The organism is Streptomyces flaveolus (genome assembly GCF_000716535.1).
In the GTDB taxonomy this organism is placed as follows: domain Bacteria; phylum Actinomycetota; class Actinomycetes; order Streptomycetales; family Streptomycetaceae; genus Streptomyces; species Streptomyces flaveolus_A.
Genome location: NZ_JNWV01000035.1, coordinates 34,755 through 46,855, shown reverse-complemented (window position 1 = coordinate 46,855; position 12,101 = coordinate 34,755). Strand labels below are relative to the sequence as shown.

The 12,101-nt window shown below is 70.3% G+C and carries 9 protein-coding genes; 6 read left to right on the top strand and 3 right to left on the bottom strand.

Features of this window, described 5'->3' with window-relative positions; genetic code table 11:
- Position 1: 1 nt before the first annotated feature.
- Positions 2-604, top strand: coding sequence for a DUF2637 domain-containing protein (locus OO52_RS33265; protein WP_234339746.1), 603 nt, complete (start codon positions 2-4; stop codon positions 602-604).
- Positions 605-925: 321 nt separating this feature from the next.
- Positions 926-1,306 (top strand): VOC family protein, encoded by a 381-nt coding sequence (locus tag OO52_RS33260; RefSeq protein ID WP_030650702.1) that lies wholly within the window; start codon positions 926-928, stop codon positions 1,304-1,306.
- A 20-nt stretch (positions 1,307-1,326) separates the two neighbouring features.
- On the opposite strand, the gene OO52_RS52220 is transcribed toward OO52_RS33260, so the two are convergent.
- Positions 1,327-3,480, bottom strand: a complete 2,154-nt coding sequence (locus OO52_RS52220) for a hypothetical protein (RefSeq protein WP_051818738.1) — start codon at positions 3,478-3,480, stop codon at positions 1,327-1,329.
- Between the two features lie 130 nt (positions 3,481-3,610).
- Here OO52_RS52220 and OO52_RS33250 point away from each other — a divergent pair, with 130 nt between their 5' ends.
- The 3 genes from OO52_RS33250 to OO52_RS33240 all read left to right on the top strand — a co-directional run bounded on the left by OO52_RS33250 (position 3,611) and on the right by OO52_RS33240 (position 7,807).
- Positions 3,611-3,874 carry a hypothetical protein gene (locus OO52_RS33250; protein WP_030650696.1) on the top strand — a complete coding sequence of 88 codons (264 nt, stop codon included), beginning with the start codon at positions 3,611-3,613 and terminating at the stop codon, positions 3,872-3,874.
- 86 nt (positions 3,875-3,960) lie between these two features.
- On the top strand, positions 3,961-6,213 hold the full coding sequence (recD2, locus tag OO52_RS33245; RefSeq protein WP_030650693.1) for an SF1B family DNA helicase RecD2: 2,253 nt from the start codon (positions 3,961-3,963) through the stop codon (positions 6,211-6,213).
- 304 nt (positions 6,214-6,517) lie between these two features.
- A complete protein-coding gene (locus tag OO52_RS33240; RefSeq protein ID WP_030650690.1) occupies positions 6,518-7,807 on the top strand; it encodes a citrate synthase in 1,290 nt (429 codons plus the stop codon).
- Between the two features lie 624 nt (positions 7,808-8,431).
- On the opposite strand, the gene OO52_RS33235 is transcribed toward OO52_RS33240, so the two are convergent.
- Positions 8,432-10,402 carry a heavy metal translocating P-type ATPase gene (locus OO52_RS33235; protein ID WP_037671053.1) on the bottom strand — a complete coding sequence of 657 codons (1,971 nt, stop codon included), beginning with the start codon at positions 10,400-10,402 and terminating at the stop codon, positions 8,432-8,434.
- Positions 10,403-10,488: 86 nt separating this feature from the next.
- Positions 10,489-10,728, bottom strand: coding sequence for a heavy-metal-associated domain-containing protein (locus tag OO52_RS33230; RefSeq protein WP_030650687.1), 240 nt, complete (start codon positions 10,726-10,728; stop codon positions 10,489-10,491).
- Positions 10,729-10,962: 234 nt separating this feature from the next.
- Here OO52_RS33230 and OO52_RS33225 point away from each other — a divergent pair, with 234 nt between their 5' ends.
- A complete protein-coding gene (locus tag OO52_RS33225; RefSeq protein ID WP_030650684.1) occupies positions 10,963-11,712 on the top strand; it encodes a chaplin in 750 nt (249 codons plus the stop codon).
- Positions 11,713-12,101 lie beyond the last annotated feature (389 nt).

Sequence of the window (12,101 nt, the reverse complement as noted above, 5' to 3'; positions counted from 1 at the left end):
CTTGCAGGAGGCCGTTCCGGCCGAGCAGCCGACCGTGGTCCCGCCCCCGCGCAGCGAGCCGTCACCGGCCGTCGAGTACGCCGACCCGATGGAGAACCTGGCCCGGATCACCGCACAGTTGCCGCCCATCCGACGCGCTTCCGCCGGGGCCGGACACCGCAAGAGCCGGGTTCGAAAAATCCGCATCAAATGGATGCAGACCGGCAGCTTCCTGATCGCTGCGTTCGTCTCCGTCATCGTGGCGATGGTCAGCGTGTTCGGCGGAATGGCGGCCTACGGGCCATTGCGGAACATCACGTCGGGCACGAACGGTGAGATGATCGCCTGGTGGCCGATTCTCGTGTACGGCCCCTGGATGGTGGCTTCCCTCTCCATCCTGCGAAGCGCTCTGCATCAGCGCCGAGCCCTGCACTCGTGGTTCATCGTCCTGCTGTTCTCGTCCGTCGCGATGATGCTGTGCGTCGCTCAGGCAGACCGAACGGTCACCGGCATCGCCGGCGCCGCCCTCCCCGCGTGCGCGTCACTGGCATGCTTCCAACAACTGGTCCGCCAGATCACCTTGACCCTCCCCCCACGCCAGGACAAGCCCCGCCACCGTCGATAACCCCGCCCCTCCCTCCTGAGGAGCGATTGGCAGATCTGTTCCACCCCACCTGTGGCTTCGCCCACGCCACCGGGAGCAGATCTGCCCATCCACGTCTCCAGGTGGTCGGGACCCGTGCGGGCGGTTACTTGGATCTCGCGGAACCGGAGCCCACGCCACGTTCCCGCGCGAGGTGGCGATCCTGCACGTGTCCGGCCGCCCGAAACCCCTCGCACCAACTCCCCCCGCCCGGTACGGTCTCGGGCGTGTTCCACCGCGGGGAGCCCATGCGCTTCGCGCGGCCGTACCGGCACAGTCCCACGCTGAGAGCAGGTTTCGTCCATGGCATGTCGTATCGGTGAGCTCGTGCTCGGTTGCCGCGAACCCGAGGTGCTGGCGCGGTTCTGGTGCGAGGTGCTGGACTTCGTGGTCCTCGGACGCGAAGAGGACGGCAGCATCGAGATCGGGCCGCGGGAAGGGTTCGGCGGCGCACAGCCGACGATCTTCCTCAGCCGCAGGGACGAGCCGGAGCCGGGGAAGTCCCGGCTGCACATCGACGTCAACGCCACCGACCGGGATCAGGACGCCGAGCTCGAACGCCTCTTGAAGCTCGGGGCGCGCCCGGCCGACATCGGCCAGAGCGGCGAGGAGGAGTGGCACGTCCTCGCCGACCCCGAGGGCAATGAGTTCTGCCTGCTCAAGGCCCGCCTCAACCCGCTCTGACAGCCACGCCGGCAGGATCGTCACGGCATGAGCGCGGCGAAGAGGTCCGGGATCAGCCCCGCGTTGGGATGGCTCAGGGGTACGGTCAACACCGGTTTCTCCACGCCCACTTGGTGGACGTAGATCATGCCGTTGTGCGGCTGCACGGCGCTGATCGATTCCCACGGCACGGAGAGCCGTGGCTTGGGACACGCGATGCCGCTCTGGTCCACCTTCACGCTGCCGCCGACCGTGATGGTCTCGCCACGGCGGACCTGGGTGACCAGATCGCTGAGCAACCGGGGTTCCAGGTACCGCCTGGCCAGGTTCACCAGGAACGTCCACTCGTCAGGCTGGTCGGCCCGGCGGCCCAACTGGGAGAAGTGCACGCGGACCACGGGCCCGCCGTAGTACGGGTACTTGCCGACCGCGAAGTCCCACGCGGTGTCGTGGGTCGTCGGGAACAGGAACCGCTTGGTGGCGGTGTGGGTCGCGGTGTAACTGACCCACTCCACCTGGTCGAGCGCGAGCGTGTGCCTGCCGAAGGTGATGACCTGGGGGTCGGCGTAGAGGCGTTTCCGGCGGACCAGTGTGTCGAGGACCGGGACCGGGCCGGGCTGCGCCGGACCCGGAGGTGCCGTCCGGTCCTGCCGGGGAGGGGTCGGCCGTGTTGCGGCACCTGCGGCCTGCGCGGTCGTGTGGGCCGCGGGGCCGCCCCCGTCGGCGCTGCCGATGTACGCGGAGAGCCATGCCGGTGTGTGGGCGCGCGGGTAGGCGGCCAGGTCGTCGCGGTAGTGTCCGGGCGCCAGCAGGTGGTCGTCGGGGAAGGGCCGGTCGCCGTAGTCGTACTCGGTGGTGATCCGGGCGTTCGTGCCGGCGCTGTGGCTGACGGTGAGCAGCAGGCGCCACCACGGGCCGGCCGGCATCCGCGCGGCGAGGTGTCGCTGCCGGCGGACCAGTACCGTCAGCTGCTCGGGGACCGGGACCTCGGTGCTCCGGTTCCCGGACCGGAAGCGTAGCCGGGCCACCTCGCCGGAGACCGTGAAGGAGAAGGCCGCCGTCAGGTGGTCCCACCCCGGCGGGCCGAGCAGGGCCAACTGCTGCGCGATCGGGGCGATCAGCCGGGACGCCCTGGCCGCGACCGCCTCCTCGTCGGGGGTGTCGACGGTGAACGAGCTGATGCCCGCGGAGCCTTTCGACGCGGAGTCGAGCCGCATGACCTCGTCCCTGAGGTCGGCCATGAACCGCTCCTCGGCGGGCGCGCGGCGAACGTACGCCTCTTCGGCGCCGAACATCTCCTCCGCCTGCCGCGGAGGGATCGCGCTCGATATCTCCTTGACCCGCCCGGCGTCGCTCACCAGGAACACCGAGCGGCCCACCGGCATCTCCAGGAACGCCATCGGGTCGCTCTCGTCGACGTCCACCGGCGCGTACACGCTCCAGCCCGCTTCGAAGCGATCCGCCGCGAGACCCTGCGTGGGGTAGTCCAGGCGGTGTGCCCGGATCCGTTCCACGACCAGTGAGACGGCCTGGGCCGCGGTCATCCGCCCGCCCTCGGGCGTCGGCACGTGGTCGAGCGGGTGGCCGGCCCGGCCGCTTCCGGCCGCCGGCCGGCCCGGGTAATGCTGCGTGAGGTCGAACCAGAGGCACACCTCCTCGGCGGTCTCGACATCGATGTCGGCCGCGATCACGGACCAGGAGCCGTCGGCGTCCCGGCCGTAGAGCGTGACCACGTCGCCGTCGTCCCGGCCGGCCACGACGTAGTCCGCCTCGTGGAGTTCGCCGAGTTCGGCCGCGTCGGCGAGCGCGGGCGCCGTGGGGCCGACGCGCTCGCCGAACGCTTCCCCGCTCACGTCGACGGCGGTCAACACGTACTCACCGCCGGGAGTCGGGGCGTACTCGTAGCCGGCGGGGCTGTCGTCCCAGTCCGGCTCCGGCCGGGTCAGGGCATCGTGCCGGCGGCGCAGTTCCACGACGACGGCGGCGGGGGCGCCGGCGACGAGGAGCGACCAGGTGCCGGTGGCGTCCCTGCCGTAGAGGGTGATGTCGTCGTGGCCGTGGCGGACCGAGACGTAGTTCGTCCGGTGGCTGTCGCCGTATGCGGCGGCCTCGCCGAGCGTGGGTGCCGTGGGGACGACGCGCTCCCCGAGCCGTTCGCCGCCGGCATCGGTGGCAGCCATCACATAGCCGGTCATCAGTCCTGGCTCCTGTCGCTACGAGGATCAGGGGAGCGGGGTCGCCCGTCACTCTAGTGGCTGAAGGTGTCCGTGCACCGGTGGGTCGGCCGCCACCGTTGCGGCACAAATCCCGGCACCCGTCGACGAGTTGACCGCTCAGGGTCAGACCAGGGCGGCGAGCGCGATCGACGTGCCCAGGGCGAAGCCCGTCGCGATCTTCACGCCGGACTCCGCCCGGGCCCGCCTCGTACGCGACGGCACGGACGACGTCGGTCAGGGTGAAGCGCTTCTCCCGCGGGCGGAGCGCGACCCGGTGTGGACGTCGACGGTCGGCTCGAACCCCTCCGCCGTCCCGCGCAATCGGTACGGCGTCCCCGCGGTGGCCGCCTCGACGCGGTCCCGCGACTCCTGAGCGGCGGCCCCGGTCCCCTCGGCGTCGGTCACGGGCAGGGACCGTGGCGGTGGGCCGGTGTCAGACCTCACCGGTACCGTCGGATCATGGCTCAACAGGCGGGGACCCAGACCGGCGAACGGCGTCTTGCCGTGGTCGAAGGCGTGCTGGAGCGGATCACGTACGCCAATGAGGAGAACGGGTACACGGTGGCCCGGGTCGACACCGGAAGAGGTGCCGCAGATCTCCTCACGGTGGTCGGCGCGCTGCTCGGTGCCCAGGTCGGTGAATCCCTCCGGATGGAGGGCCGCTGGGGGTCGCATCCGCAGTACGGCAAGCAGTTCCACGTCGAGAACTACACGACCGTGCTGCCGGCCACCGTCCAGGGCATCCGGCGCTATCTGGGGTCCGGGCTGGTCAAGGGCATCGGGCCGGTCTTCGCCGACCGCATCACCCAGCACTTCGGCGTCGACACCCTGAGGATCATCGAGGAGGAGCCCGAGCGCCTCGTCGAGGTCCCCGGCCTCGGCCCCAAACGCACCAAGAAGATCGCCGACGCCTGGGAGGAACAGAAGGCGATCAAGGAGGTCATGCTCTTCCTGCAGACCGTCGAGGTGTCCACCTCCATCGCCGTGCGGATCTACAAGAAGTACGGCGACGCGTCGATCTCCGTCGTGAAGGAACGCCCCTACCAGCTCGCCGCCGACGTCTGGGGCATCGGCTTCCTCACCGCCGACAAGATCGCCCAGTCGGTCGGCATCCCGCACGACAGTCCCGAGCGCGTGAAGGCCGGCCTGCAGTACGCACTGTCGCAGTCCGCCGACCAGGGGCACTGCTTCCTGCCGGAGGAGCGGCTGATCGCCGATGCCGTGAAGCTGCTCCAGGTCGACACCGGGCTGGTCATCGAGTGTCTGGGCGAGCTGGGTCAGGTGCCGCAGGACGGGGGCGATCCGGGGGTCGTCCGGGAGAAGGTGCCCGGACCCGACGGCGGGGACGAGCCCGTCAGTGCCGTGTACCTCGTCCCCTTCCACCGTGCCGAACTCTCCCTCGCCGCCCAGCTCCTGCGGCTTCTGCGCACGGACCAGGACCGGATGCCGGGGTTCCGGGACGTCGACTGGGGCAAGGCGCTCGGGTGGCTGAGATCCCGCACCGGCGCCGACCTCGCGCCCGAGCAGGAGGCGGCCGTGAAACTCGCGCTGACCGAGAAGGTCGCCGTGCTGACCGGCGGCCCCGGCTGCGGCAAGTCGTTCACCGTGCGCTCGATCGTGGAGCTGGCCCGGGCCCGGCGTGCCAAGGTGCTGCTCGCCGCCCCGACCGGCCGGGCCGCCAAGCGGCTGGCCGAGCTGACCGGAGCCGAGGCCTCCACCGTGCACCGGCTGCTGGAGCTCAAGCCCGGCGGGGACGCCGCCTACGACCGGGACCGGCCGCTGGACGCCGACCTGGTGGTCGTGGACGAGGCCTCCATGCTGGACCTGCTGCTCGCCAACAAGCTCGTGAAGGCCGTACCGCCGGGGGCCCATCTGCTCTTCGTGGGGGACGTGGACCAGTTGCCCAGCGTCGGCGCGGGGGAGGTCCTGCGCGATCTGCTCGCCGACGGCAGTCCCGTCCCGGCCGTCCGGCTCACCCGGGTCTTCCGGCAGGCCCAGCAGTCCGGCGTCGTCACCAACGCGCACCGCATCAACGCGGGGCAGCATCCGCTCACCGACGGGATGAAGGACTTCTTCCTCTTCGTGGAGGACGATACGGAGGCCGCCGGCCGGCTCACCGTGGACGTGGCCGCGCGGCGGATTCCGGCCAAGTTCGGCCTGGACCCGCGCCGGGACGTGCAGGTGCTCGCGCCGATGCACCGGGGCCCGGCCGGGGCGGGCGCGCTCAACGGGCTGCTCCAGCAGGCCATCACGCCCGGGCGGCCCGATCTGCCGGAGAAGCGGTTCGGTGGCCGGGTCTTCCGCGTCGGCGACAAGGTCACCCAGATTCGCAACAATTACGAGAAAGGCGAGAACGGTGTCTTCAACGGCACCGTGGGCGTCGTCACCTCGCTCGATCCGGTCGACCAGCGCTTGACCGTGCTGACGGACGAGGATGAGGAGGTTCCGTACGATTTCGACGAACTGGACGAACTGGCCCACGCGTACGCGGTGACCATTCACCGCTCACAGGGCAGTGAATACCCCGCCGTGGTGATTCCGGTCACCACGGGAGCATGGATGATGCTCCAGCGGAACCTGCTCTACACGGCGGTCACCCGGGCGCGGCGACTGGTCGTCCTCGTCGGTTCACGCAAGGCGATCGGGCAGGCGGTGCGCACGGTGTCGGCCGGGCGGCGGTTCACGGCCCTGGACTTCAGACTGGGGGCCTGAACCCCGGGCGGCGGTCCCCGAAGTCACGCGCGGCGGACCCTGAAGTCACGGGCCGTGGCGCTGAAGTCACCGTGGTGGCCCTGAATCCGGCCCTGCGGCGAAAATGATCGATCAAACGAGTCGTGAAGGTCACAGAGCACTTCCGGTTGCCCCTCCGAGGGGGCAGGATGAGCAGGTTGACGGCACTGAGTGCCGCCAATAGGCCCAATGGTCGACCCCGAGTGCACTCTCCTGAGCCAAATGGGGGATGGTAGAGACAGTCAGGGCACCTCGAAGATGAGGCACTACGTCGGTGAGGGAAGACGTGAGCGACAACTCTGTAGTACTGCGGTACGGCGACGGCGAGTACACCTACCCGGTGGTCGACAGCACCGTCGGTGACAAGGGCTTCGACATCGGGAAGCTCCGCGCCCAGACCGGTCTGGTGACCCTGGACAGCGGCTACGGCAACACCGCCGCCTACAAATCCGCGATCACCTACCTCGACGGCGAGGCGGGCATCCTCCGCTACCGCGGCTACCCCATCGAGCAGCTGGCCGAGCGCTCCACCTTCCTTGAGGTGGCGTACCTGCTGATCAACGGCGAGCTGCCCACCGTCGACCAGCTGACTGCGTTCAAGAACGACATCACGCGGCACACGCTGCTGCACGAGGACGTCAAGAACTTCTACAAGGGCTTCCCGCGCGACGCCCACCCGATGGCCATGCTGTCCTCGGTCGTCTCGGCGCTGTCCACCTTCTACCAGGACAGCCACAACCCGTTCGACGAGACGCAGCGCGACCTCTCCACGATCCGGCTGCTCGCCAAGCTCCCGACGATCGCGGCGTACGCGTACAAGAAGTCGATCGGCCACCCGTTCGTCTACCCGCGCAACGACCTCGGTTACGTCGAGAACTTCCTGCGCATGACCTTCTCGGTGCCGGCGCAGGAGTTCGAGCTGGACCCGGTCGTCGTCGCCGCGCTGGACAAGCTGCTGATCCTGCACGCCGACCACGAGCAGAACTGTTCGACCTCCACGGTCCGTCTGGTCGGCTCCTCGCAGGCCAACATGTTCGCGTCCATCTCGGCCGGCATCAGCGCCCTGTGGGGCCCGCTGCACGGCGGTGCCAACCAGTCCGTGCTGGAGATGCTGGAGGGCATCCGCGACTCGGGCTCCGACGTCGACACCTTCATCCGCAAGGTGAAGAACAAGGAGGACGGCGTCCGCCTGATGGGCTTCGGCCACCGGGTCTACAAGAACTTCGACCCGCGCGCCAAGATCATCAAGGCCGCCGCGCACGACGTGCTCTCCGCGCTGGGCAAGGACGACGAGCTCCTCGACATCGCCCTCAAGCTGGAGGAGCACGCGCTGTCCGACGACTACTTCGTCGAGCGCAAGCTGTACCCGAACGTGGACTTCTACACCGGTCTGATCTACCGCGCCATGGGCTTCCCGACCGAGATGTTCACGGTCCTGTTCGCCCTCGGCCGCCTGCCGGGCTGGATCGCCCAGTGGACCGAGATGATCAAGGAGCCGGGCTCCCGCATCGGCCGCCCGCGCCAGATCTACACGGGCGTGGTGGAGCGCGACTTCGTTCCGGTCGAGGAGCGCTGAGTTCTCTTCGGCGGGCGCCTGGGGTGCGGTGAGCCTCCAGGCGCCCGACGGTCCCGTCACGGCCGCACGGGCCGGAGTGCCGTAGCGGTACAGGCGAAAAGCGGAAGGCGCCCTGAGACGCCGGTCCCCCCACGGGCCGACGACCAGGGCGCCTTCCCATGTCCCGGTGCGGATTCCCCCCACGGGATCCGGCCGGGCGCTCGGAGAGGACAGCGCCTGAATCGCTGTCTGTGAGCAGAACGAGCAAAACTCGGCCTGCTCCAGTGATGCGGTGCGATCTGCCGGGACAACGCACGCCGGAAGGGCCGCTCAAAGCTTCCCGGTGTACGTGCCCCGGCAACGCATCTCTGAGGAAGTCCCCCAAGACATCCCCAGATGCCAGTCAGCGCCCCCCAAGACGCTGGTCTGACATCGCCAACTTAGACCTTCGAACCCCTTCGATGGTTACGTTCGCATCACTGTGATCTGCGTCTCTTGCATATGTCCTTTAGGTGCGCAAGAGCCCCGATACGGCGATCGGGACTCAAGCGTAAGGATGATGCGCGAGCCTTGTGAAGAGCTTATGTGAGGCTCGCGCCGGACTCCAGGGGGACCGGGACATCCGCCCCGGCAATTGCCGTCACCTCACCGGAAGGCCCGTAGCCGCAGGCTGTTGGTCACCACGAACACCGAGGAGAAGGCCATCGCCGCTCCCGCGATCATCGGGTTGAGCAGCCCCGCGGCGGCCAGCGGCAGCGCGGCGACGTTGTAGCCGAAGGCCCACACCAGGTTGCCCTTGATGGTGGCCAGCGTCCGCCGGGACAGCCGGATGGCGTCCGCGGCCACCCGCAGGTCCCCGCGCACCAGCGTCAGATCGCCGGCCTCGATCGCGGCGTCCGTGCCGGTGCCCATCGCCAGGCCCAGGTCCGCCGTGGCGAGCGCGGCGGCGTCGTTCACGCCGTCGCCGACCATGGCCACGGACCGCCCCTCGCGCTGGAGCCGTCGTACGACGTCCACCTTGTCCTCGGGCAGCACCTCGGCGAAGACGTGCTCGGGGTCGATGCCGACCGTGCGCGCGACCGCCTCGGCGACCGCCCGGTTGTCCCCGGTGAGCAGCACCGGCGTCAGCCCCAGCGCCCGCAGCTCACGAACCGCCTCGGCGCTGGTCTCCTTGACCGCGTCGGCGACGGCGAGGACCCCGCGGGCCCGCCCGTCCCAGCCCGCCACGACGGCCGTACGGCCCTCCTGCTCGGCCTCGCGGGCCGCGCGGGCCAACTCCTGCGGAAGATCGTCGTAGAGGCGCCCCACGGCCACCTCGCGGCCGAGCTGGGCGCCGCGCCCGGTGCCGACCATCAGCGCGGTCGGGGTGGCCAGGCCCAGCGCGCACGGGCAGGCGATGATCAGGACGGCGACGGCGGCGGTGAACGCGGCCACGGTGTCGCCGGTGACGCCCAGCCAGATGCCGAAGGTGCCGAGCGCGATGAGGATGACCACGGGGACGAAGACGGCGGAGATCCGGTCGGCGAGCCGCTGCACCTCGGCCTTGCCGTTCTGCGCGTCCTCGACCAGCTTCGCCATCCGGGCGAGCTGGGTGTCCGCGCCGACCCGGGTGGCCTCCACGACCAGCCGGCCGCCCGCGTTGACGGTGGCGCCGGTGACCCGGTCGCCGGGACCGACGTCCACCGGCACCGACTCGCCGGTCAGCATGGACGCGTCCACCGCGGAGACGCCCTCCACGACCGTGCCGTCGGTGGCGATCTTCTCGCCGGGCCGGACGACGAACCGGTCGCCGACGGCCAGGGACGACACCGGTATCCGTACCTCGCGGCCCTCCCGCAGCACCGCCACGTCCTTGGCGCCCAGCTCCATCAGGGCCTTCAGGGCGGCGCCCGCGCGGCGCTTGGAGCGGGCCTCCAGATAGCGGCCGAGCAGGATCAGCGCGACGACTCCGGCGGCCACCTCCAGGTAGATCGTGGAGGCGCCGTCCATGCGGGAGACGGTGAACCGGAACTCGTCGTGCGTGCCGGGCATGCCCGCGCCGCCGAAGAAGAGCGCCCACAGCGACCAGCCGAACGCGGCCAGCGTGCCGACCGAGACGAGGGTGTCCATGGTGGCGGCGCCGTGCCGGAGGTTGGTCCAGGCGGCCCGGTGGAAGGGGGCGCCGCCCCAGACGACGACCGGTGCGGCGAGGGTGAGCGACAGCCACTGCCAGTTGTCGAACTGGAGCGCCGGGATCATCGAGAGCAGGACCACGGGGGAGGCGAGCAGCGCGCAGACGAGCAGGCGGTGGCGCAGGGCGCCCAGTACGGCGTCCGGTGCGGGGGTTTCCGGGCCCGTCTCGGGTGCGGGCCGCGGTGGCGGCGGTTCCTCGGCGGTGTAGCCGGTCTTCTCCACGGTGGCGATCAGGTCGGCGACCTGGACGCCGTCGGCGAAGGTGACCTTGGCCTTCTCGGTGGCGAAGTTGACGGTGGCGCTGACGCCGTCCATCCGGTTGAGCTTCTTCTCCACCCGGGCGGCGCAGGAGGCGCAGGTCATTCCGCCGATGAGCAGCTCGACCTCGGAGGCGGTGCCCGTGGTCGCGGCCGTCTCCGCGGCTTCTGCGGTGGTGCTGGTCATGTCCGGACTCCAGACATCGGACCGGACCGTACGGGTCCAGTATCAGCTGGCCGGCACGGTCCGGTCGGGGAAACGGAGGGTTTTCCTCAGGCCTGGCCGGCCAGCTCGAAACCGGCCTCGTCCACGGCGGCGCGCACGGCCTCCTCGTCCAGCGGGGCCTCGGAGACGACGGTCACCTCGCCGGTCGACGCGACGGCCTTCACCGAGCTGACGCCCGGGATCTGGGAGATCTCGCCGGAGACGGAGCCCTCGCAGTGGCCACAGCTCATGCCGGTCACCTTGTAGACGGTGGTGACGGGGGCCGTGGTGTCGGTCTGAGCGGTCATCGTTGCTCCTCGTAGAGGCGTTCGGGGCCAGTGGGGTCCCTGAGGGGATCCCCGACGTGGTCACAGTATACCCCTAGGGGGTATGAATCGTGCACGACTCGCTGCGCCCGGGGCGGGCCGGCGGTCCGCCCCGTAGCAACTCGCGAGCGGTACGCCATAACTCCGGATGGGGCGCGTCCGTTTTATGTGGGTGCGGGTGAGTGCCCGCGATGATGTCAGGAAGGCAGGAAACCAATGAGACGGACTACCCGAAACGGTGTGTTCGCCGTCGCCGCCGCGTCCGGCGCGATGGTCGTGGCGTTCCCGGTGTCCGCCGCCTTCGCGGCCGACGGGGCCGGTGCCGAGGCAACGGCGGCCGGCTCGCCCGGGGTGCTCTCCGGCAACAACGTCCAGATCCCGGTGCACGTGCCGGTGAACATCTGCGGCAACACCGCTGACGTGGTGGGGCTGCTCAATCCGGCAGCGGGCAACACCTGTGTGAACGGCGGTGCGGCGAAGACCGCCGGTGCCGGGAAGAACGGTACGGCGAAGGCCGACGTTGCCGAAACCAGTGGCGCGGCGAAAGCCGGCAGTGCGGGCGGCAGCGGCGCATCGATCGGGTCCGGTGGTGCGTCGGCTCACGGCAGCACTGCGGACTCGCCCGGGCTGCTGTCGGGCAACGGCCTCCAGCTCCCGATCGACCTGCCGGTGAACGTCTCCGGGAACAGTGTCAACGTGGTCGGTGTGGGCAACCCGGTCTTCGGCAACCACTCGGTCAACGAATCCGGCCACCACCCGATCCCGGCCCCGCACTCAGCGGTTCCGAAGCCCCGGGCCCCCAAGCCTCCGGCTTCCTCCCGGTCCCACCCTGCCCCGCGCCCCGTGGCGTCCTCGCTGGCCCACACCGGAGCGGACCTCACGGCCCCCGCTCTCGCGGGCAGCGTCGCGCTCATCCTCACGGGTGGAATCCTGTACCGCCGATTCAGTGGGGGCCACGTCCGCTGAAGCGGCTCCCGTGTCCGCCGAGTACGCCCCGGTTCGGACCAGTGCTGCGGGCCCGCTGTGCCCTCTCCCGGATCCGCAGTTCCGAACCGGCGACGTGCCCCGGGGCCGGTGCCCGAAGCACCGACGGGCGCCGGCCCCGCCCTGCGGGACCGAGGGCCGCGTGTGCCTACGCGGCCCTCACGAAGCGTCCGCTGTCCCACTGGCTGACCGGCCACCGGCCGACAGACCCCTTCGGGCGGAACCGAGAGGGGGACGAGCGCTCGGCGGCCACAGGCCCGCGCTCGCCGGAGGGCGGGAGGAACCGGCGCGTGACTCCAGGTGCGCCGTGTCGTTGAAGGGGTGCGTTCCCTTCGGTCAGGGCCCCGGAAGTCATGCGAAGAACTTCCGGG